The sequence below is a fragment of the Streptomyces sp. NPDC059649 genome (genome assembly GCF_042734445.1).
Taxonomy (GTDB): Bacteria; Actinomycetota; Actinomycetes; order Streptomycetales; family Streptomycetaceae; genus Streptomyces.
The window spans coordinates 24,079-44,107 of record NZ_JBHWDV010000007.1; the positions used below are offsets into that span (position 1 = coordinate 24,079).

Annotated in this window: 21 protein-coding genes; 6 read left to right on the forward strand and 15 right to left on the reverse strand. The window is 69.1% G+C overall.

Going from position 1 to position 20,029, the window contains the following annotated elements; all coding sequences use genetic code 11:
* The first annotated feature begins 72 nt into the window (after nt 1-72).
* Nucleotides 73-621 (forward strand): YciI family protein, encoded by a 549-nt coding sequence (locus tag ACFV1J_RS11605; RefSeq protein ID WP_385857118.1) that lies wholly within the window; start codon nt 73-75, stop codon nt 619-621.
* Nucleotides 622-730: 109 nt separating this feature from the next.
* Here the strand turns inward: ACFV1J_RS11605 and ACFV1J_RS11610 are convergent, their stop codons facing one another.
* The 10 genes from ACFV1J_RS11610 to ACFV1J_RS11655 form a co-directional block, all read right to left on the reverse strand.
* Nucleotides 731-2,689 (reverse strand): hypothetical protein, encoded by a 1,959-nt coding sequence (locus tag ACFV1J_RS11610; RefSeq protein WP_385857119.1) that lies wholly within the window; start codon nt 2,687-2,689, stop codon nt 731-733.
* 367 nt (nt 2,690-3,056) lie between these two features.
* The gene (locus ACFV1J_RS11615) at nt 3,057-3,371 is read right to left on the reverse strand and encodes a hypothetical protein (RefSeq protein ID WP_385857120.1); all 315 of its coding nucleotides are present in this window, start codon (nt 3,369-3,371) and stop codon (nt 3,057-3,059) included.
* Between the two features lie 281 nt (nt 3,372-3,652).
* Nucleotides 3,653-4,159 carry a glycine-rich domain-containing protein gene (locus ACFV1J_RS11620; RefSeq protein ID WP_385857121.1) on the reverse strand — a complete coding sequence of 169 codons (507 nt, stop codon included), beginning with the start codon at nt 4,157-4,159 and terminating at the stop codon, nt 3,653-3,655.
* Nucleotides 4,160-4,232: 73 nt separating this feature from the next.
* Nucleotides 4,233-4,796, reverse strand: coding sequence for an SRPBCC family protein (locus tag ACFV1J_RS11625; RefSeq protein ID WP_385857122.1), 564 nt, complete (start codon nt 4,794-4,796; stop codon nt 4,233-4,235).
* A 75-nt stretch (nt 4,797-4,871) separates the two neighbouring features.
* Complete coding sequence (locus ACFV1J_RS11630) at nt 4,872-5,468, reverse strand: TetR/AcrR family transcriptional regulator (protein ID WP_385857123.1); 597 nt, start codon at nt 5,466-5,468, stop codon at nt 4,872-4,874.
* A 153-nt stretch (nt 5,469-5,621) separates the two neighbouring features.
* Nucleotides 5,622-6,488, reverse strand: coding sequence for an LLM class flavin-dependent oxidoreductase (locus ACFV1J_RS11635; protein ID WP_385857124.1), 867 nt, complete (start codon nt 6,486-6,488; stop codon nt 5,622-5,624).
* A 182-nt stretch (nt 6,489-6,670) separates the two neighbouring features.
* Nucleotides 6,671-7,726: a hypothetical protein gene (locus tag ACFV1J_RS11640; RefSeq protein WP_385857125.1), complete on the reverse strand. Its 1,056-nt coding sequence runs from the start codon at nt 7,724-7,726 to the stop codon at nt 6,671-6,673.
* A gap of 117 nt (nt 7,727-7,843) precedes the next feature.
* Entirely contained in the window at nt 7,844-8,401 is a 558-nt protein-coding gene (locus ACFV1J_RS11645; protein WP_385857126.1) for a hypothetical protein, read from the reverse strand.
* 480 nt (nt 8,402-8,881) lie between these two features.
* Nucleotides 8,882-9,556 carry an HAD family hydrolase gene (locus ACFV1J_RS11650; RefSeq protein ID WP_385857127.1) on the reverse strand — a complete coding sequence of 225 codons (675 nt, stop codon included), beginning with the start codon at nt 9,554-9,556 and terminating at the stop codon, nt 8,882-8,884.
* Between the two features lie 95 nt (nt 9,557-9,651).
* On the reverse strand, nt 9,652-10,269 hold the full coding sequence (locus ACFV1J_RS11655; RefSeq protein WP_385857128.1) for a VC0807 family protein: 618 nt from the start codon (nt 10,267-10,269) through the stop codon (nt 9,652-9,654).
* A 682-nt stretch (nt 10,270-10,951) separates the two neighbouring features.
* On the opposite strand from ACFV1J_RS11655, the gene ACFV1J_RS11660 reads away from it, so the two are divergent.
* Nucleotides 10,952-11,332, forward strand: a complete 381-nt coding sequence (locus ACFV1J_RS11660) for a VOC family protein (RefSeq protein ID WP_385857129.1) — start codon at nt 10,952-10,954, stop codon at nt 11,330-11,332.
* Between the two features lie 190 nt (nt 11,333-11,522).
* On the opposite strand, the gene ACFV1J_RS11665 is transcribed toward ACFV1J_RS11660, so the two are convergent.
* On the reverse strand, nt 11,523-12,269 hold the full coding sequence (locus tag ACFV1J_RS11665) for a dienelactone hydrolase family protein (RefSeq protein ID WP_385857130.1): 747 nt from the start codon (nt 12,267-12,269) through the stop codon (nt 11,523-11,525).
* A gap of 106 nt (nt 12,270-12,375) precedes the next feature.
* Here ACFV1J_RS11665 and ACFV1J_RS11670 point away from each other — a divergent pair, with 106 nt between their 5' ends.
* Both ACFV1J_RS11670 and ACFV1J_RS11675 read left to right on the forward strand, forming a co-directional pair.
* Nucleotides 12,376-12,858 carry a MarR family winged helix-turn-helix transcriptional regulator gene (locus ACFV1J_RS11670; RefSeq protein WP_385857131.1) on the forward strand — a complete coding sequence of 161 codons (483 nt, stop codon included), beginning with the start codon at nt 12,376-12,378 and terminating at the stop codon, nt 12,856-12,858.
* Nucleotides 12,859-12,919: 61 nt separating this feature from the next.
* Nucleotides 12,920-13,738, forward strand: a complete 819-nt coding sequence (locus ACFV1J_RS11675; RefSeq protein WP_385857132.1) for a phosphotransferase family protein — start codon at nt 12,920-12,922, stop codon at nt 13,736-13,738.
* Between the two features lie 281 nt (nt 13,739-14,019).
* On the opposite strand, the gene ACFV1J_RS11680 is transcribed toward ACFV1J_RS11675, so the two are convergent.
* Entirely contained in the window at nt 14,020-14,586 is a 567-nt protein-coding gene (locus tag ACFV1J_RS11680; RefSeq protein ID WP_385857133.1) for a DUF2231 domain-containing protein, read from the reverse strand.
* A gap of 603 nt (nt 14,587-15,189) precedes the next feature.
* Here ACFV1J_RS11680 and ACFV1J_RS11685 point away from each other — a divergent pair.
* Nucleotides 15,190-15,864, forward strand: coding sequence for a class I SAM-dependent methyltransferase (locus ACFV1J_RS11685; RefSeq protein ID WP_385857134.1), 675 nt, complete (start codon nt 15,190-15,192; stop codon nt 15,862-15,864).
* On the opposite strand, the gene ACFV1J_RS11690 is transcribed toward ACFV1J_RS11685, so the two are convergent.
* Complete coding sequence (locus tag ACFV1J_RS11690) at nt 15,836-18,385, reverse strand: heavy metal translocating P-type ATPase (protein ID WP_385857135.1); 2,550 nt, start codon at nt 18,383-18,385, stop codon at nt 15,836-15,838. The two genes, ACFV1J_RS11685 and ACFV1J_RS11690, sit on opposite strands and share 29 nt — an antisense overlap.
* Before the next feature lie 331 nt (nt 18,386-18,716).
* Between ACFV1J_RS11690 and ACFV1J_RS11695 the strand changes: the two genes are divergently transcribed.
* The gene (locus tag ACFV1J_RS11695) at nt 18,717-19,025 is read left to right on the forward strand and encodes a hypothetical protein (protein ID WP_385857136.1); all 309 of its coding nucleotides are present in this window, start codon (nt 18,717-18,719) and stop codon (nt 19,023-19,025) included.
* A 55-nt stretch (nt 19,026-19,080) separates the two neighbouring features.
* Here the strand turns inward: ACFV1J_RS11695 and ACFV1J_RS11700 are convergent, their stop codons facing one another.
* A complete protein-coding gene (locus ACFV1J_RS11700) occupies nt 19,081-19,689 on the reverse strand; it encodes a sulfocyanin-like copper-binding protein (RefSeq protein WP_385857137.1) in 609 nt (202 codons plus the stop codon).
* The gene (locus ACFV1J_RS11705; RefSeq protein ID WP_385857138.1) at nt 19,686-19,961 is read right to left on the reverse strand and encodes an SHOCT domain-containing protein; all 276 of its coding nucleotides are present in this window, start codon (nt 19,959-19,961) and stop codon (nt 19,686-19,688) included. Before ACFV1J_RS11705 ends, ACFV1J_RS11700 begins: the two co-directional genes overlap by 4 nt.
* Nucleotides 19,962-20,029: the final 68 nt, after the last annotated feature.

Sequence of the window (20,029 nt, forward strand, 5' to 3'; positions counted from 1 at the left end):
CCGCGGTCGCAGAGGGCCGCACCGCCACTCGGCCTGTTGAGATGCCGCCGCATGTGGGGGAGGGTCTGGGCCATGGAGTACTTCTGCTACCACCGCGACCGGCCCGGATCTCTCACCCTGCGCGAGGAGTTGCTGGAGGAGCACTGGTCCTACATGGACCGGTACGAGAAGGAGATCATCGCTCGCGGCCCGACCTTCGCCAGTGACGGCGAAACGCCCACCGGCAGTGTGCACATCGTCGACCTGCCGGATCCCACCGCCGCCCGTGCGTTCGCCCTCGACGAGCCCAACTACCAGGCCGGCGTGTACCGGGACGTGCTGCTGCGTCGGTGGCGCAATGTGCTGGGGCGCACCATGTGGGACTTCCCCGGTGGCCGGACCGGTGGCAATCGGTACCTGGTGCTCGGTCTCGGCTCGGGGCAGTCCGCCGATCACGACGTGCCACCCCATGGGGACGATGTGATCGCGTACGGGCCGCTGTTGTCCGACGACGGCGCCACCTGGTTGGGTACGGCGGCGCTGGTCCGGGCCCTGGACCCGGACGCGGCACGCGCCGTCCTGACTGGGGACCGGTATGCCGACATCGAGGTCCATGACTGGGAGTTCGGCGGGCGGCGGTGATCCCACGACGCTCCACGCGTCGCTGATACCGGCTGAGGGAAGCGCGGTACCCCGCCGCTGGTGAGCATCCAGCGGCGGGGGAGTCAGGGCGCTGCTTCGGAGCCGGACCTCAGCACGGAACTTTGATCTCCTTCAGATCGGTCCAGGTGTGGGTCCCGGTGCCGTTGATGATGACGAGTTCGTCGATGCGGGGCTTGCCGTCGTCATTGCAGAACCCCTGTCGTGCGCCTTGGAATCGCTTGCCTGACAGGTAGTCCGTGAGTTTGTCCCGGGTGGCGGTGTAGTAATCGCCGATTTCGGGCTCGAAGTAGAGCTGCAGGACCCGGTCGAATCCCGGGGGCGCTTCCTCGGGGAGGTTACCTCCTCGGCCGGGAACCTCGCCGTTGAGCTGTTTGGCGCCCTTGGTCGCATTGCTGTTCACTTTGCCGTGGGAGGTGATGGTCTTGACCTGGACGGAGCGTTTCACTTCTTTTCCGTCCTTGGTGGTGGTGTAGAGGTAATCGGTCTTGTAGCCGCGACCGTTGGCCATGTAAGGCCCGTCGAGCCACACCTTCGCCGCAGGGTCGGTCTCCAGCAGGTGCGCGACCTGCAGCATCGAATTGACGCTGCCTATCTTGTCGGCGTTGTTGATGACATCCGGCAGGTCGAGAGGCGTCATCAGCCGACCCGAGTTGACGATCTGCGACAGCAGCGGAAGCTGTCCCTGCCCGTTGGCGGTGTTCAGAGCCTTGAGTGCCTGTGTGTTGACGGTTTCCTGCGGCTTGGTGGAGCCATGAGTCATCTGGTCCAGAAGCTTCACGGCCGCGGGGAGCAGTGGAGCGGCGACGGAGAGCTGGCTGGTGGGGTCCAGCCCCCGGGCCCGAAGACGATCCACCACCGAGGGATCCGGTCCGTACAGCACGGAGGAATACACGAACGCATGGATCCACACCGTGACGGTTTGGCCGGGCGGCGCCTGGTTCGGCCGGCCGGTATTCACCGACTTGGACTGCTTCGGTGCCAGCGTTCCCAAAGGGAACGGCTTCCCGGACGTCCCGGGGGCGTTGATATACAGCGTCGCGTCGGCAGGCTGGTCGCCGGTGTTCGTGATGGTGAGGCTGACTGGGCATTCCCGTGTGGTGCAGAGCCGGGAGCTGGTTTCATCAATATCGAACTGCGGCCCGTCCGGAGCGGCCGTATCTGTCTGGCCCGGAGCGCCAGGCATTCCCTCGGCGGAGGCATCGGACGTCGCGCCCGTGACAATTCCCCGAACCGCCTGGGCCTCCTTCTCGGTTGCGGTCTGAGGTGTCACGATCAGGTACGGATTGAAGAAGCCACTTGGATCATCGACCGGAACCGCATGCGGACGAAAAGCGGCGGCGACCACGCCACCGCCGCGGTGCGCGAGCGGCGTCCATCCAGCCGAGCGGACCGCCCCGGTACTCAGTGGACTGCCCGCGATGCCGAGCACGGTGTACGGGGCCTCGGAGGAGATGAGCACCGTCCATCCCGACGCCGTATAGGACAGCGCCGCGCGGCCATGGAGGTTGCCGGCATTCTCCTTCACCGCGCCCGGGTCGCTGGTGACCTGCCGCACCAGTGCGGCCAGCGACGCGGGCTTGAGCGAGCCGACATCGACCGAGAAGTGGTTCAGCATGTAATAGCCGCTCCGCTTCTGCGGTGCGACCCATTTCCCGCTTCCCTTGACGTCATGGGCATATTGCGGAGGCTGCTGAGCCCAGAACTCCGGATCGCCCTTCAGGTAGAGCCGGCCGTCCTTCCACGCCACGTCGGCCTTGCCGGAGACCGCCTCGCGCAGGGTTCCGCCGGCCTGCCCCTCCGCAGTGACGGTGAGCGCCGCATGTGTTCGTGGGCGGGCCTCGTCGCCGAGCCGCGAGGGGACAAAGTCCACCGACACCTTCACCGCGGGCAACGCCTTGAGCGCCCGAGCCGCCGACTCCGCGTGTGCGGCTGCGGCCTGTGCAGTGCCCGAACCAGCCCCGTCGGACTGCCCGTTGGCCTCGCCGCGCGGCCACAGCCCGTATCCCAGGGCTCCCAGTACGAGGAGTAGTACGAGCGCCAGAGCCATGTGTTGCCGACGCGGCTTCGTCCCCGCGTCCCTCGCCCATGGCTTGGATGGGCCGCGACCGACTCCGGCCGTAGGGGCGTAGGAGGGACGTGGCGGGAAGGCCGGGCGATCCGGGATCACCTCCGATGACCGCTCCTGACCGGGGTCGGATTGCCCGTGCTCCGGGTGCCGGCCCCGCGAGCCGGAAGGGTCGGTTGAAGAGGCGCCGGATGCACCGGGCGCGGTGGGCGTGGTGGGCCGCTCACCGTCGTGATTGCGGTCCTCGGGTTCGCCGTCCGCCATGAAGTTTCTCCCCCGCACCTGCGAAAACGGATGGTCAGTCACATGAGTGTCTTGGTCGTCGCGGACAGCCACGTCCGGAACGCCCTCAGCACTTGGGTACCCGCTCCGGGGACACCGCGCCGTCGTCGCTCATGATGGACGTGCTCGCGTCGATATAGCCGGATCCGCCGTCATAGGAGATCTTGTACGTGGCGCCGTAGCCGAAGCCGTTCGCATCCGTCGAGCCCGGCGTGTAGCACTCCACGGTTACCGGTGTGAGCGTGGTCAGATCGGCGACCGGACTCTGGCCCCGGGAATCAGCGTCCGGCCAGACCGAGACCTTGTCGTAGTTCCCGATCTTGCCGTCGACGCCGCACCCTGCCAGTACGACCGTCGCCAACCCGGCTGCTACCACCGACACCACCATGTTCCGTTTGCGATGCACTTGTGCCCCCGTTCTCTGCTCGTTGTGTAAGCCAACAGCCAACTTCTGGTTCGATGCTCAGCTCACGGAAAGACCGCTCATGGCAAGGCCGCTCACGGCAAATACCGCTCACGGCAAGGCCGCAGCTTGTCGGTCAACCCGCGCGTCAGGGTCCCGCGGCCAGTCGTGGGCAGCCGTGGGAAGCCGCGGCCATTCGTGGGTGGTTGTGCGGTGCGGCCCGCCGGTGACGCGATCGAGGGCCGAGGTGGAAGAACAAGCTAGTCACCTCCTCCGCCGCCGCACGAAGAGCCACACGACGAGCCGCACGAAGAGCCACAGGACGGGGTGGAACAGCCGCCGCCTGGATGGGGCCGCCGCCGGCACTTCGCTCCCGTTGGGACCAGTGCGCCGGTCGCCACCGTCCACAGTTCCTTGTCCGCGCTGAACCCCGCCTCTTCGATCAGGGCCACGGTCCGCAGGTGTGCGCCCGGGTCGTGATCGGGGGTGTCCGGTCCGTCGGGGTGGTGGTGTACGAACTGTCCGAGGCGGGCGCACAGTTTGGCGTACAGCGCCGTGTGCAGGATGAGGGCGTGCCACCCCTCATCGACGAGGCGCGAAGGACGGATGGATGTCGTCGGGAACTTTGCGGCGGCCACGACGAACTTGAGGGCTTCCTCCACGACGCGCCTGGCCATCGGCTCGTGCATGCCGGGGTTGTTGTCCATGACCGTTGCGACGACACCCCTGAACGCGTCAGGAGCGAGTAGATCACGTACCTCGTGCATGGCGTGTCTTCCTTCCTGGTGTGTGGTGCGTCCGATGCCTACCTCTGACGCCCGACTCTGAGGCCCACTTCTGCTACCTACCGTGCTGCTGATTGATCGGCTCACTACTGGGCCGGGAGCGGTCCGCGGTGCTGGGCAGCGGTGTCTCCAGATGGCGCTTGAGACGCTGCAGTGTGGTGCCGATGTTGCTGTTGTTGACGCCGATGCGGTCAAAGACGCCGGTGATCAAGATGGCGAGGGGGATGAACCACAGGGGCACCCGCATCCAGCTGGTCTCGGTGACGGTGCAGCCCTCAGCTGTGGGCGCGATGTCGTACTGCCAGCGGGAGATGGGGACTCCGAGCGGCGCCGTCACCTCGTAGGCGAAGCGCCGGCCCGGATCGGCATCCGTAATGCGGCAGGTGGTGACCCAGCGACGCGGGCCGTTGCGGTTGTGGCCGCGGAAGCGGGCGCCCACCGTCGGGGCAGTGGCGCCGCCCAGCCAGCGGGCACGGTGGGCTTCTTCCGAGAGACGGATCATGACGGGCGGATCGCTGACCACGCGATACGCGTCAGCCGGGGTCGTCCTGATGGCCACCGTGCCGGTGGCCGCGGGGGCCGGGAATCGCGGGATGTGCGACAGGCGCGGCACAGGCATCAGAGCCTCCTCGACTGATGTAATCAGCGATTACATCAGTGCGCGAGGAGGCGGTCAAGGCCCTGCGGGGGATGGTCAGTTGGCGATGCCAAGGCCGAGGGTGTCCAGAACCTGCTCGGCCAGCTGCTCCGCCCGATCCGGCGGCAGATACCCGTCGACGATCATCTGTGACAGGCCGTAGACGATTGCCTGGCCCGCGAGACCCACGATCTCGGGATCGCCGGGGCGCAGCAGACCGGCCTTCTGGTCGGCGATGATGATGTCGGTCAAAGTCTGTTCGATGGCAGAGAGACGCTCGTGCAGTTCGGCGGGTTGTTTGTCGCCGAACACCCTGGTCTTGACCAGCTCGAAGCGGCGCGGGTAGCGGATCGCGTAGCGGACGAAGCCCAGGCCGAAAGCGCGCATCACCGAACCCTTGACGTCTGCAACCATGCCGAGCTGCCACTCCGCGTAGTCGGCCAGGATCCGGTCGGCGACCGCTGTCAGCAGCGCCTGACGGTCGGCGAAATGCCGGAACGGCGCTCCCGCCGACACCCCTGCCCGGCGGGCGACTTCACGTACGGTCACCTGCTCCATCCCCCGCTCGTCCAGGAGCTCGAGGGCCGCGGTGGTGAGAGCGGCGGGGAGGTCGCCATGGTGGTAACCAGCGCGTTCAGTGGGCTTGACCTTCATGTATGCAGTGCTACCACACGCGAGACCGCAACCGTCGGGCGCCCTGGAACCGCACCTGCCGGAGCGGTCGCTTGATCGCGATCGCTGGAGCAGGAGAGGATCCGAGGGTCCCGTCCCGCCGAGCAAGCCCGGCAGGTCCTCGAACGGAAGGGTTCATCGGATCGCCGGCGGTCCGGCCTCGACGCGGCGCAGTGTGGGGGGCAGGCGGTCCAGGTCGGGGCCGGTTTGGAGCTGCCGCTCGTCCCACCAGGTGGCGCCGGCGTCGTGCAGCGGACCGATCAGGTCCCTGGCCTTGGCCGCGTCCGGGGGCGTGACGCCGCCGACCACGAACTCGAAGGGGCGCTCGGACCCGGCCGTACGGTGCTTGCGCACGTAGGCGACCAGGTCCCGTACCTCGGCCACATCCGGCACATGCCCGTGCCGGGCCGTCTCGAAGAGCGGCACCGCGCCGTCCCACCGCGCTGCCCGCCGCATGGGCGGACGACGCGGCCAGAACCCGCCGATCCACACCGGCGGGCGTGGCCGCTGGACGGTGGCGGGCAGCAGCGTCACGTCCCGAACCTCGTAGTGCCGGCCGTGGTGGTTCACCGGCTCGCCGGACCAGAAGCGCGTCACCACCTCCAGTCCTTCGTCCAGTCGCTCGGCGAGGAGGCGTGGCTCCGCGGCGTCGCCGAAGCTGCGGTATTCGTCCTCGAACGGGCCGCCCAGACCCGCGGCGAAGATCACCCGGCCACCGCTGAGGTGGTCCAGGGTGGCGACTTGGCGGGCGAGTTGCTGCGGACGGTAACGGGGCACCGGCGTCAGCAGGGTGCCCAGTCGAATCCGGGAGGTCGCCAGCGCGGCCGCGGTCAGCAGCATCCAGGGGTCTCCGAAGGGACGCCCCTGGTGCTGCCGGTGCAGCACGTGGTCCCAGACGAACAGCCCGTCCCAGCCGGCTTGTTCGGCGGCGACCGCCACGGTCGCGACGTTACGGGGATCCGCGAAGTCACCGAAGTTGGGGATGTTGATGGAGAAGCGCATCCCCTCAGGATGCGTAGCCGGCGGCGAAGGGGCAATCGGATGGGGCGCAGGATTCGAGGCCAAGTGGCCAAGTGGCTAGATGGCTTCGCGAGACAGGTCGCCGACACCCCACGGCAGGCGCGCGTTCGAGGCTTTCGCGCGTTCGAGGCTTTCCCGTGCGGGTCGTGCCGTCGGCCGGGGGCTCAGTCCGTGGTCTCGGGCTCCAGCCGGTCGGTGACGATCTCGGTCATCGACAGGCAGTCGCCGCCGAGGGTGACTCCGCTCGCGGTCACGCTCGGGGTGAGGGAGATGGGACAGGCACCGGGCCGGTCGATGGTGAAGAGGCCGAAGGTGGCCGTTCCCTCGGTGATCTCGTCGCTGTTGGCGTGGCCGAAATAGGCCTGAACGCCATTGGGCTGGCAGAGCATCACATGGAATCCGCCGGTGCCGTCGGGCCAGGTGAGGACCAGGTAGCGCACGGAGTAGTCCGTGCCGAGCGGCGCGAGCGTGGTGACCACTCCGGCCAACGAGGGTGCCTGCAGGAACGTGTCCGGCATGGCCATCTGGATGTCGGAGTCGATGCAGAGCAGCATCCGTTCATCGCCGCACTCGATCGCGAGCATCCCCTCCCGTTCGGGCCGCACCAGGTACAGCTCACTGGCCGGTATCCGGCTGAGCAGAGCGAAGTCCTCCTCCGTCGGCGGAGAGGTGTTGATGAAGAACACCTTGTCCTCGTTGGCCGGGATGGCAACGATGCGCGAATCGTCGGCGGGGGTGAGTTCAAATCCCGACAGCCCCGCCCGATAGGCGATCACCGACAGCGCGAAGGCGGCCTGGTCGCCGACCGGATCCCCGGCCGGGGGCGCCATCTGGGCGAGAGCGCTCAGGGAATCGGAGCGGGCCACCCGCTGCAGGGTGCGCCAGGCGGCCAGCGCGATGACCGGTTCGCCGGAGAGCGCCGCGGCCTGGGCCAACGGTACGGCGTCCTGGCCCAGGAATGCGGCCTGGTCGAGCGCTGCGGCGACCGTGAAGGGGTCGGGTGCAGGCTCCGCCAGCACCTGACCGACCGCCTGGGCCAGCGCCCCCAGCGGGCTCGGGTCGATCAGGGCGAGGATGCCGAGGGCGCGGACCCGGTCTTCGTCGTCCACGGCGAGCGCACGGCCGAGGGCGTCGGCGAGATCGTCGGCGTCGAGCGCGGCCAGGAGTGAGGGGTCCACCCCGTCCTTGGAGGCGAGCAGTTGGTCGATGCGGTCGGTCATGGTCTCCGCGCCTCTCTCGCAACCTCTGGGGTCTGACGGTGGGTCTGACGATGCAGTGGGTCCGACGGTTCAGTGGGCCTGACGCTTCAGTGGATCTGACGGTTCAGTGGGTCTGACCTACAGGGTGACCTGGCAATGGGTGATCATCTTGACCGCCTGGGCGGGCGTGACCCCCGTGTTGGCCCCCGATTGCGCGCGCATGAAGTTCGCGGGGCCGCACAGCGATTCGTCCTTCTCGCAGTGGGGCAGGCCCAGGAAATGACCGACCTCGTGGGCGAAGGTGTTGCCGCTGTTCGCCATGCCGCCGTTCAAGGACACCACCGGTGCTCTCAGCCGACCCCTGGCTCTTTTCTTCCCGCACGCGCCGGGGACGGGAGAGTATCCGTCGGCCGTGGGGTCGAAAATGCGCTTCACGACGAACACGTCGAGAGCGTCATTGCTGCTTACGGCGAAGCGGTCGGCGAGCGCCATGGCGTCGGCCGAGTTGAAGATGATCGCGTCCACCCCGGCGACCCGGTGTTCAATCTTGAAGCGGTTGACCGTACCGATCACCGGGCCATGGGTGGCGAAGATGTTCTTCATGATGTCCACGGAGTCGTTGACCTGCTTCAACTCGGCCGGCGTGAAGATGTCCGCAGAGACGACGATCAGGTTGATGTCGAAGTGAACTGCCATGACGGCTCCAGGGATGCCGAGGCCGGAGGTGACGACTCCGGAGTTCTCTCACGAAAAGGATGACGGCGGACCCGGCGAGCCGCCACTCGGCGGTTTCTCTTATGTCAGGGGGTTCTCTTGTGCCATTGGGGGTGGTGCGGGCCATTGTCGGCGTGCCATTACTGCTTTTCGGCGGGTTGGTGCGCCGAGCTGATGACCGCTCCGTGGAGCGGCGCTCACCGTGTGCAACCGGCGGGAAGGCCCTGGTGGGGGCCTCCATTAAGGCCCTGGTGGGGGGCCTCCTATCTGCCAGGGTGCATGAAGGCGGCAGGGCGCGCACACTCGAATGGGGCCCGTGAGTGGGGCACCCCTGTGGGCGCCTGCGATGACTCGGACGCCGTACTGACGCCCAGTCAGGCGAAGGCATGCACGACGACCGCTCCCGGTCCTGCTCGGTTCTGCCCGGTCCTGTCCGGTGCCTGCGGATGGGTTCAGGCTGCTTCAGGTTGTGGCATTCCCATGAGGGCCGGACACGAAGGCCAGGATGTGCGGGACTGCCTCGCGCAGACTGCGGAAGTGGCGATGCACGCCCTCCACCGCGACAGCGTCGTTCACGCCCCACACCGTCATCCCGGCGCGCAGCCCGGACCGCACTCCGGACGGGGCGTCCTCGATGACCAGGCAGGATTCCGGCGCAGCACCCAGCTGCGCAGCGGCCTGCAGATACGGGACGGGAGACGGCTTGCCCTCCTCGGCAGCGGCCGCGTCCACGATCACGCCCGGCACCGGCAATCCGGTCCGCAGAAAGCGGCCGCGCACCCGGTGCTCGTAGTTCGAGGTCACCAGCGCCCAGGACCCTCGCGGCAGGCCGTGCAGCAAGTCCGACGCACCGTCGAAAGCCGCGTATGCGCCGGACCTGACGTCCTCGTCCTCCAACTCGTGCAGCGTGGCCAGGCATTCGTGCGGATCGTGGTCCGCAGCGACCCGGGCGAACGTCTCCATGGGCCGCGTTCGCAGAGCCACCTGGTAGACCTCGTCCGCATCCAGCCCGTATCGCTCCGCCCATGTTTCCCAGACGCGGCGCTGGTTGCTCACCGCGTCGATCAACGTGCCGTCGACATCGAACAGGACGTACTTCGTGGGGCCGGGCTGCGCGGATGGGGATTCACTGGTCACCCACTGATCATTCCAGGCGGTGATTGATCAGGCATGAGCGGGACAGCCCTTCAGCCAGGCAGGCAGGAGGATGCAGGGGGCAGCCAGTCAGCCAGTCAGCCAGTCGCCGCAGCGGCGCGCTCCTCACCCTTGCGTCGAGCCCGCTTGCCGTACATCGCCGTCCACAGAGCGAGGGCGCCGAGCACCCCGTAGATGAGAACCGGGCTCAAGGTCACCACAGTGTCGGTGCTCAGGACGTAGGCCAGCGCGATCCGGACCGCTGCCTCCAGGCAGTAGGCCACGCCCCAGACCGTCGTCATCGTCCGGATGGTCCTGCGAAAACCTTCGAACTCCCACAGGCCGTTCCACCAGGCGGTGCTCGACGGGGTGCCGTCGGTGGCGAACTTGCGGCCGAAGTAGAACATCAGGGGGCGCGGCGCCAGCAGCGTCACCAGGCACAGCAGCCCGAACAACCCGGTGACGGCCGAGTCCTTGACCAGCAGTGCCTGGGCCGAGTGGGGGCCGACGAGCGACACCACAGCGGTGATCACCAAGAACACCAGGGTCACCACGGCGAATTCGTCGAGACGGCGTCGCCACACGACGTGGACGGCGCTGTCGAGAACCGGCCAGGCACCACTTGCCAGTAGCGCCGCGAACTCGCTCCAGCCCTGATCGCGCAAGGCGTTGTACGTGATGATCGGGGCGGCCACGTTGAGTGCGAGGGTGAGCACCCAGCCACCGACGGCGGCACCTTGGGACCGAGCGGGTGGCCCCGGGCGTTCATCGGTTTGTGCCGCTCGCGTCTGCGCTGTGCTGGATCCGTCTGGGGTGCTGGGTCCGTCTGGGCTGGTCGTGTTGTCGTGAGCGAGCATGGTTCCCCCCGAAATTTCGTGGTGTGTGGTCTGGGTGTGCGGTGTGGGTGTGTGGTCTGGGCACGCAAAACACGCGCGCGGCAGGAGGCAAGCTCCCCCGGGCCACGCGTCGAACCGCCCCGATAGGGCGTGATCATGCATGACCGAAAACCATCTACGCAACTGGTCGTTGGGGCTGTGCCTTACGCGGCGAGTCGGATCAGGCGTACGTGGCGGCAGAGGGGTGCCACGAGCGGGAGAAGGCCAGGTAATTGCGGGGATCTCGTTCGTAGCGGGGCGGAGTCTGCGGGACCTGGACAGCCACGGGACGGCGCGTCCGATGAGCCGGGTGCGCCGTCCCCTCGATGGCTGGTCTCTTTCTCCTTGAGCGCGATACGTGGGCCGATGCCGGTGCCGGTGCCGGTGCCGGTGCCGGTGCGGACGCGGATGCCGATGTCGGTGCGGATTCCGGTGCCGATACCGATGTGAACCCGACGACGAGCAGTTCCGAATCACCAGAGGAGCGAAGGGAGTTGTCAGACCTGCCCGCTACGTTGAGTTCATGACCGATGTAGGGAGCAAGATCGAGCGCATCAAGCCGCAGCAGTTCCACGAGGCCGCCGGGGTGGCGTTCTGGCGTGCCCTGCTCGGCTACCAGGACCGCGCGAACAGCGGCGAGGACCTGATCGACCCACAGCGACGTGGGGTGCCGTTCTACTTCCAGCAGATGGACGCACCGCGCCCGCAGCGCAACCGCGTCCATGTCGACGTCTGGGTGCCCTACGACCAGGCCGAGGCGCGGATATCCGCGGCGCTCGCTGCCGGTGGCCACCTGGTGAACGACGCCGATGGGCCGTCGAACTGGGTGCTGGCCGACCCCGAGGGGAACGAGGCGTGTGTCGGCGTGGCCGGCTGGACCGGGCCGGACGTCAGCCGCCCGTGAACGGCCCTGCCGGCCGGGACCACTGGCTCGTCGTTCAGGAAGCTGTCACCAGGTACCCGCGATGGCGGCGCATGACCACCATCACCAGGTCCCGGCCGCCGCGTCCGCATTGCGGTTCCGGCTGGCAAGCGAGCTACGGGCTGCGGTGCCGTGCACCCCGGGCCTCGGGTGTGGCTTACGGGTCGGAGCCTCAGCCGTTGGCCAGGGTGCGGCCGAGGAGGGGGAGCAGGCGGTCCCAATGACGCTGCAGTGCGGCGGCGTTGAAGGCGTCGGTGTCGGCCATGGTGAAGCCGTGGACGGTGCCGGGATAGATCTCGGAGGTGTAGTCGATACCTGCCGCGTCCAGGGCCTGGTTGAGCTCGCCGAGGGCCTCCGGCGTCAGGTCGGTTTCGGCGTGGCCGAGGTGGACCTGGGCGGTGAGCGTGGAGAGGAGGCGCTGCAGGCCGTCGGGCCCGTCGGCGCCCACGGGGCCGTGGAATCCGGCGACGGCGGCCACCTGATCGGGGTGGGCCGCGGCGGTGCGCATCGCCAGGAGGCCGCCGATGCAGTAGCCGGTCACTGCGACCGGTCCGGCGCTGACCTCGGGCTGGGCGGTGAGGAACCTGAGGTAGGCGTCGGCGTCGCTCAGGACACGTTCGGTGGTGTGCGCCTCGATCAACGGCATCAGCTGGGCGAAGATCGCGGGCCGGACCTCTTCTCCGATGTGCTCGGGAAGTTCGATCACCGGTGCCGGGCCGTGCCGGTAGAAGAGGTTGGGGACGAGCACGTAGTACCCGTGCCCGGCCAGTTCGCGGGCCATCTGCCGCAGCGCGGGCCGGATGCCGAAGCCGTCCGCGTACATCAGCACCCCTGGGTGCCGCTCGCCGTGGTCGGGGAAGGCGACGAAGGCATCGGCCAGGCCGTCGGCGGTGGGAATCTGCAGTGTCTTGGTGGGCAAGTGCTTCCTTCCTTGTTCACCCGAGAAACGTTTATTGCACTAACGTTTTCGGTGCGAGTGAACGTACCTCGTTAGTCGCACTAACGCAATGAGTAGGATGGGCGCCATGACCAGAGCCGAAGCCGCGGACAGGCCCGACGGCGGCGCACCCAAGACGCCCGACAGGCTGCGACGACGGGCGAGCCGACAGTTGTCGCAGCTGACCGCGCGGTCGGACCGGCTGATCAACGAGGGACTGGCCCAGGTCGACGCCCGTAAGTGGCACTACGCCGTGCTCGCCTCATTGCAGGATTTCGGCCCGGGGAGCCAAGCGGCGCTGAGTGGCCGCACCGGCATCTACCGCAGCGACATGGTCAGCGTGCTCAACGAACTGGCCGAGCGTGACCTCGTCGAACGGACGCCGGATCCCGACGACCGGCGCCGCAACGTCATCACCATCTCCGCCCAAGGCCGCCGCCACCTACGCCGCCTTGACAAGGTCCTGGACGTCCTCCACGACGAACTGCTCGCGCCGCTGAACCCGGCCGAACGCGATCAGTTCCTGGAGTTGCTCACCCGCCTGCTGGACCACCACACCCGGACCTCCTGAGCCGCGCAGTGGCATCCGGCATCCGGTTGTGATCGAGCGCCCGCTGGGAAGAACGCGTCTCATGACTTCCGTTCCATGGAGTACGCATGGTGTCGAGCTCCGGCCCGATAGCGTGATCAAGAGGTTCCGGCGTGAGAGTCGTGGCGAACCCGAGCGTGAGTGGCGTGCGCTGACGCTGCTCGCCAGGTACGCGCCAGGCTTGGCTCCCACCCCTCAAAGCGCGGACCTTGCGGCGGAGGAGCCGGTGGTGGTGATGTCGCGCCTGCCGGGTGAGCCGCTGCGAGGAGAGCCCCTCGGCCATCAGCAACTCAAGGCTCTCGCCACGGCAGCGAGCGAGCTGTATGCGGCTGTCCCGGCGGACGTCCTGGCTACCGTCCCGGTCCGGCCTGGCCAGCAGCATCAACTCATCGCGCAGATCCGCACCTGGGTGCCGCAGGCTCGCGAGCGAGTCAGCGGGGAGGTGGGCGAGGCCATGGAGTGCGGCCTTGATTGGCTGGCCCGTTCAGGCATGGAACAAGTCAGCCGACCGGACGTCCCCATGGTGTTCGGGCCAGGAGATGGCAACCTCGCCAACTATCTGTGGGACGGCACTCGGGTTCGAGTCGTCGATTTCGAGGACTCCGGCGTCAGCGACCGGCCCTTCGAGCTGGCGGAGATCACGGAACACCTGGCCAGCTGGGTCGGCCCGCCCCTCGATGTCGAGGCATTCCTCGGTCTGTTCGCGCTGACCGGCGCCGAACGCGCGCGGCTGACGGAGTGCCGCAGACTGCTGGCGCTCGTCTGGTTGTTTCTCTTGTTCTTCGACGACCCTGAGCATCCCCGCAGCCCGCCAGGAACGGCCGAGCGGCAAGCTGCCCGGCTGTTCAAACTCCTTTGCTGAGGCCATGGGTCGGACGGCTCTCCGGCCTGAGACTGATCACGGGGCCATCGCCTTCGGCTCCCACGAGTCAGGACCGGGAACCGGGTCTCCGGCCCCAGGCTGCGGCGGTGGTGCGTGGTCGGTGAAGACCGGCCCGCCGAGGTCGATCAGCTGCGGCCGACCATCGGTAGAGGCCCGCTTGAGGCTGCTGAGCTTGGCCGTCGCGGCCTCTGAACGTACACAGCCACAGCCACAGCCACAGCCACAGTCACAGGCGGTGAATTCACTGATAGCCACCTGCGTCAGCCGTTGTCACCGCGGTCGCCCGTGGCGGTCTTGGTGAAGCCGTCATGCCAAGCGGCCTTCGCCCCGGATTCGCCGATCCGGTAGACGTCCGCGACGGCGCCTGTGGCCACCCCTACGGCCAGCACCGCTACCACGATCCGCACGACCAGTGCGGCCCGGGACGAGGTGGACCGGGATGAGGCGGGCCGGGACGAGGTGGACCGGCTCCGCTCCCCGGGGCCTGCCTCTGCGGCGGACGCCCTGCGGGTCGTCCACCAGACCACCGTCGCCAGCACGAACAGGCCCGCGGCCCAGGGGAGCAACCCGTCGCCGAGTTCGGTGTGCCTGCGTACCAGGGCGTTGCTGTCGACGTGCTTCTCCAGCCACTCCCCGGCCTCCGTGGCCAGGGGCACGCTCGCCAGTGTGACCAGGGCCAGCAGCGGCAGCGCAATCCCCATGCGCCGGGCGGCACTCGGCCATAGCGCGCCGACCACGGCTGCCAGCGCGCTCAGGGGAACGAGCACGATGACGAAGTGCACGATCAGCACGTGGGCGGGCAGACCGTCGACAACGGTGAGGCTCATCGGGGCGTACCTCCAGAAAGCGACATTGAGGAGTCGGCTCGCGCACGGCCTTTCCGTACCGGCCGGCAGGGCGCGTCAGCCTGACACAGGAAGCTCTCAGTTTCTTCTGAACCCGCCCCCTCGGCCACGGAGCGCAGCGGAACGGGCTGTGGCTGTCCGGGGACGCAGACCGGATGATGAGGGACGTAGCCGATCTCACGGTCCGGAGGTGGCTCAGAGACATGACAGCCCCCGGAGGTTACCGCGCTGGACGGACCGGGCAGACCACGACCCGCCACCAGCGGCGCGCTTCCCATTACCTGTCGCGCCCTGCTGGAAGTGATCGCAGATCGCAGATCGCAGACAGGAGCGGCGGGCCCGCACTCGGGCCCAGGTGACTCGGCTCGTCGTGTGCCTTGCTGGGCTCGCCGCCCGGACTCGCCGCCCGGACTCGCCGCCCGGACTCACCGCCCGGACTCGCCGCCCGAAGAGGACCCGGTTCGCTTGACCGTGGTCCACCACCGACGCGCAGGGACATCGACGGACAATGACCCGGACAGGGACGATGCCTGCGCATGTTCCCGGCCTGAGTGGACGTCGTGGGTCGGCGAGACGGAGGTACGGATGCGGGAACCGGGCGACGACAACCTGGGTGAGACACAGCGACGCCACTGGCAGCAGACCTACACGGCCCACCCGGACATGTACGGGACGGCTCCGTCCGACCCCGCGACCCACGCCGCCGGCATCTTCCGTTCCGCCGGTGCCCGCACGGTGCTCGAACTGGGAGCCGGCCATGGCCGCGACGCCCTGTTCTTCGCCCGATCCGGCTTGGACGTCATCGCCGCCGACTTCAGCTCCACCGGACTGGCCCAACTGGCCGCGCACGCTGCCGAATCCGGCCTGACCGAACGCGTCACCACCCTGCGCCATGACGTACGGGACCCGCTGCCCCTCCCCGACGACAGCGTCGACGCCGCCTTCGCCCACATGCTGCTGTGCATGGCACTCTCCACCGAGGAGATCCACTCCGCCGTCGCCGAGGTCCGCCGCGTGCTACGCCCGGGCGGCACCTTCGTCTACACCGTCCGCCACACCGGCGACGCCCACTACGGCACCGGTATCTCCCACGGTGACGACATCCATGAACACGGCGGCTTCGCGGTCCACTTCTTCGACCGGGCGTTGGTGGAAGACCTCGCCGCCGGCTGGGACCTGCGCGAGATCCACCCCTTCGACGAGGGCAACCTCCCGCGCCGTCTCTGGCGTGTCACCCAGACGGCGCTCCCGGACCGCTGATGCGCCAACGGCGGAGGCGGGACGCGTTGGTGACCACCGACAACGAGCTCGCCGCCATGGCCACTGCGGCGATCATCGGGCTGAGGCGGATCTCCCACAGCGGGTAGAGGACGCCGGCGGCGAGGGGGACGCCCACGGCGTTGTAGATCAGGGCGAAGAACAGGTTCTGGCGGATGTTGCGCATGGTGGCGCGCGAGAGCCGGATGGCGGTGACGACGCCGGTGAGGGAGCCGGAGATGAGGGTGATGTCGGCGGCCTCGATGGCCACGTCCGTGCCGGTGCCGATGGCCAGGCCGACGTCGGCGGCGGCCAGGGCAGGAGCGTCGTTGATGCCGTCGCCGACCATGCCCACGGTGCGGCCCTCGCGCTGCAGACGGCGGATCTCGTCCGCCTTGTGCTCGGGCAGTACCTCGGCCAGGACGCGCTCCACGCCGACCTGGGCGGCGATCGCGGCCGCGGTACGGGCGTTGTCGCCGGTGAGGATGACCACCTCCAGACCGAGGCCCCGCAAGGCGGCGATGGCGGCGGCGGAGTCGTCCTTGACGGTGTCGGCCACCGCCAGCACCCCGGCCGGACGGCCATCGACCGCGGCCAGGACCGGGGTCTTGCCCTCGGCCGAGAACCGGGTCGCGAGCGCGGCGAGGGCGGAGGTGTCGATGTCCACGTCGCCGAGCAGTCGGGCGGTGCCCACGAGAACCGCGTGACCGTCCACGGTGGCCTGCACGCCCTTGCCGGTGACGGAGTCGAAGCCGGCCGCGGTGGGCCAGGTCAGGCCGCGTCGGCGGGCGCCGGCGGTGATGGCCTGGGCGAGCGGGTGTTCGCTGGTCTCCTCGGCGGCCGCGACCAGCGCCAGCAGCTGTCCCTCGTCGACGCCCTCGGCCACCTCCACGTCGGTCAGGACCGGCTTTCCGGCGGTGACGGTACCGGTCTTGTCCAGTACGACGGTGTCGAGTTGGTGGGCGGTCTCCAGGGCCTCCGCGGAGCGGATGAGGATGCCCGCCTGGGCGCCCTTGCCGGTGCCGACCATGACCGAGAGCGGGGTGGCCAGGCCGAGCGCGCACGGGCAGGCGATGATCAGGACGGCGACGGCGGAGACGAGGGCGAGGGTGAGCGCCGGTGCCGGCCCTACGGTGAACCACACCGCGAACGTGGCCACCGCGATGGCGATGACCACCGGCACGAAGTACGCCGCGACCGCGTCGGCCAGCCGCTGGATGGGTGCCTTGGACGCCTGGGCCTGCTGGACCAGGCGGATGATCTGGGCGAGCACGGTGTCGGCCCCGACCTTGCCGGCCCGTACCCGGAGGCTGCCGGTGCCGTTGACGGTGGCGCCGATGACGGTGTCCCCGGCCCGTTTGGTGACGGGCATGGGCTCACCCGTGACCATCGACTCGTCCACCGCCGAGACCCCTGACAGTACTTCGGCGTCGACCGGAACCTTCTCCCCGGGCCGGATGACCACCTCGTCGCCCACGACGACCTCGTCCACCGGTATTTCGCGCTCGGTGCCGTCGTGGACCACGCGGGCGGTGCGGGCCTGCAGGCCCAGCAGGGCGCGGATCGCCTCACCGGTGCCGGCCCTGGCCCTGGCCTCCAGCAGCCTGCCGAGCAGGATCAGGGTGAGGATCACTCCGACCGCCTCGAAGTAGACCTCCCGCACCTCGCTCGGCAGCAGCCCGGGGGCCACGGTGACCAGCACGCTGTAGCCGTAGGCGGCCGTGGTGCCCAGGGTGATGAGGCTGTTCATCTCGGCGCCGCGGTGACGCAGGGTCAGCCAGCCGGTGGAGTGGATGGGCCAGCCGGTGTAGAGCATCACCGGAGTGATCAGGGCCAGTTGCAGCCAGTGGTTCAGCAGCCACCCCGGCACCCAGTCGGCGCGGAACAGTTCGTGCGCCATGACCGCGAAGAGCACCGGAAAGGTGAGGACCGCACCGACCGCCACCCTGCGGGTCAGGTCCGTGATCTCCGCGCGCCGCTCGGCGGCCTCGGCCGCCTCCGCCTCGGCGGCCCCGCGCTCGCCACCCGGCGCCCGATCAGGTGCGGCGGCGGCCGGTCCCGCGACGGTGGTGCCCGGACGACCTCCGTCGGAGCCTCCTTCAGAGCCGGCTTGTCCTTCAGAGCCGGCTTGCGTCGAGTCACCGGCACCGGCCGGTTCGACCAGCAGCGTGCCGTGAACCATGTTCATCCCGCACGCGAAGCCGAAGGACCCGGCCCGGTCCGGGCTCACGCGGACGGTGGTACGCGCGTACGCGGGCAACCCGGCGCTGACCCGAAGGTCCGGGAAGACGACCCGCGAGGTGCACTCCCCGCTCTCCTGCCGGTCGAAGACCAACTCCAGGGGAACCCCCTGACGCACCCGGATCACATCCGGCCGGTAGCCGCCACGCACGGTCACCTCGACCCGCTGCACCCCGCCCGCCACCTGAGCGGTCCCGGCCCGGCGCGGACCGAAGAAGAACCATCCCAGTCCGGCGATCACCACAGCGGCGGCGATCACCACGCTGATATCGGCGGCACCCATGGCAGACCGTCCTCCCAGCGCATGCCTCTCAGCGCATGCCTTCCTCCAAGCCTCCCTCCATGTCTCCCTCCGTGCAGCCACTGCCGGGTGTCGGACCGATCAGCGGTTCCGGCCGGTCGCCGCCGCGCGGCAAGTGCTGCACGGCTCCGCTCACCGCGGCACACTGGCGACTACCGGGCCCCAAGCGTGGCCACCACGGGACCCCAAGACTGGCCACTACGGGACCGCACGCCGGGTGCGGGTCGCCGGGGCTCCCCTGCGCGCAGGACCTCCACCACTGTCTGCTCCACCACCGTCTGCTCCACCACTGTCTGCCTGGAGGTGACCGGACATGGAACCGCTCGCCTGGGTACTGATCGTCCTCGGGGACGTGACCATCGCCGCCTGCGCCGTCCATCTCACCCGGCGCCACCGTCGCGGCGCCCCGCACCTGGCCCGCTCCCTCCACCGCGCCGTCCCCGCACTCCTCGCCGCCGGCCTGCTCCCCCTCGCCCCGCTCCTGACTGTCGACGCGACCTCGGCCGCCTGGGGCCTGTGGGGTGCGACCACCATCGCCGCCACCGTCGTGTACGCCGTCGGCGACGCCCTCTGCGACGTGCCTGTACGCCGATCGCGCTCCCGCCCTCGGACCGGGACATGACGCACGAGGACCGGCCGGGCCGCGGGACCCCAGGAGCAGCTCCCTGCCTGGCGGGTTACCGGGTGACGTCCAGCTCGGCGTACATGCCGGCGCCGTAATGGCCGGGGAGGTTGCACACCAGCTCGTAGCGTCCGGGGTGCAGCGTCACCGTGGTCCAGGCCGTCGCGCCGGGAGCAATCCCGCCCCCGCTCCCGGCACCGCAACTGCGCGAGGCCTCACCCACGCTGCCTGCCTCATCGACGCGCCCGTCAGCACCGGTCGGGCGTTCCCCCACCGGTTGCCCCGTCGGCAGCGGTAGCACCACCACCTCGTGGGGAAGAGCGCCGACATTGACCACCCGCAGGGACACCACACCCGCCGGAACCGCGCGCGGAGTGACGCGGAGCCACATCATGCCCAGGCCATGCCTGCCAGGGCCGCTGTTCGGCACGCGTCCGTCGGGGCGGTGCCTCATGCCAGGCCCCATGTCCCCGACGGTCACGTCCACCGCATGACCCTTCAGCGGGGGTGCGCCGCACCGCACTGCCGCCCCTCGCCAGGGTGCCGGCCCGCCACCGTGCAAGCCGCCGGTGGCGGCGATCAGCAAGGTCGTCCCGATACCCAACACCAAGGCGGCGACCGCTCCCACGGCCAGCCACAGCCCGCGCGGCCGGTTCGTCGTCACCGGTGCTCCCGCAGCAGCGTGATCCGGCGTCTGTACTCGTCCTCGTCGATCTCCCCGCGGGCGAACCGCTCGGCGAGCAGGTCCTCGGCCCGTCGGCTTCCGCCCCAGGCGTCATGGGAGGGGGACGGCCCACCCGGCTGGCCACGATGGCCGCCGGAGAAATAGCGGACCAGCATCACGACACCGGCGATGATCAGCGCCCAGAACAGCACCATGACCACGGCCATGAGGAACCAGCCGCCCCAGCCCCAGCCGCCGCCGTACCACATCATGCCGATCACCTTCCCTCGGCCGGAGGACGGGCATCTGCTTCCAGGATGCGTCAGCCGCGGCCGGGGCC

Excerpts from the sequence above, each read along its gene's own strand:
- ACFV1J_RS11605 (WP_385857118.1), top strand. The coding sequence starts at position 73 with ATGGAGTACTTCTGCTACCACCGCGACCGGCCCGGATCTCTCACCCTG.
- ACFV1J_RS11610 (WP_385857119.1), bottom strand. The coding sequence starts at position 2,689 with ATGGCTCTGGCGCTCGTACTACTCCTCGTACTGGGAGCCCTGGGATAC.
- ACFV1J_RS11620 (WP_385857121.1), bottom strand. The coding sequence starts at position 4,159 with ATGCACGAGGTACGTGATCTACTCGCTCCTGACGCGTTCAGGGGTGTC.
- ACFV1J_RS11625 (WP_385857122.1), bottom strand. The coding sequence starts at position 4,796 with ATGCCTGTGCCGCGCCTGTCGCACATCCCGCGATTCCCGGCCCCCGCG.
- ACFV1J_RS11630 (WP_385857123.1), bottom strand. The coding sequence starts at position 5,468 with ATGAAGGTCAAGCCCACTGAACGCGCTGGTTACCACCATGGCGACCTC.
- ACFV1J_RS11635 (WP_385857124.1), bottom strand. The coding sequence starts at position 6,488 with ATGCGCTTCTCCATCAACATCCCCAACTTCGGTGACTTCGCGGATCCC.
- ACFV1J_RS11640 (WP_385857125.1), bottom strand. The coding sequence starts at position 7,726 with ATGACCGACCGCATCGACCAACTGCTCGCCTCCAAGGACGGGGTGGAC.
- ACFV1J_RS11645 (WP_385857126.1), bottom strand. The coding sequence starts at position 8,401 with ATGGCAGTTCACTTCGACATCAACCTGATCGTCGTCTCTGCGGACATC.
- ACFV1J_RS11660 (WP_385857129.1), top strand. The coding sequence starts at position 10,952 with ATGACCGATGTAGGGAGCAAGATCGAGCGCATCAAGCCGCAGCAGTTC.
- ACFV1J_RS11670 (WP_385857131.1), top strand. The coding sequence starts at position 12,376 with ATGACCAGAGCCGAAGCCGCGGACAGGCCCGACGGCGGCGCACCCAAG.
- ACFV1J_RS11675 (WP_385857132.1), top strand. The coding sequence starts at position 12,920 with ATGACTTCCGTTCCATGGAGTACGCATGGTGTCGAGCTCCGGCCCGAT.
- ACFV1J_RS11680 (WP_385857133.1), bottom strand. The coding sequence starts at position 14,586 with ATGAGCCTCACCGTTGTCGACGGTCTGCCCGCCCACGTGCTGATCGTG.
- ACFV1J_RS11685 (WP_385857134.1), top strand. The coding sequence starts at position 15,190 with ATGCGGGAACCGGGCGACGACAACCTGGGTGAGACACAGCGACGCCAC.
- ACFV1J_RS11690 (WP_385857135.1), bottom strand. The coding sequence starts at position 18,385 with ATGGGTGCCGCCGATATCAGCGTGGTGATCGCCGCCGCTGTGGTGATC.
- ACFV1J_RS11695 (WP_385857136.1), top strand. The coding sequence starts at position 18,717 with ATGGAACCGCTCGCCTGGGTACTGATCGTCCTCGGGGACGTGACCATC.
- ACFV1J_RS11705 (WP_385857138.1), bottom strand. The coding sequence starts at position 19,961 with ATGATGTGGTACGGCGGCGGCTGGGGCTGGGGCGGCTGGTTCCTCATG.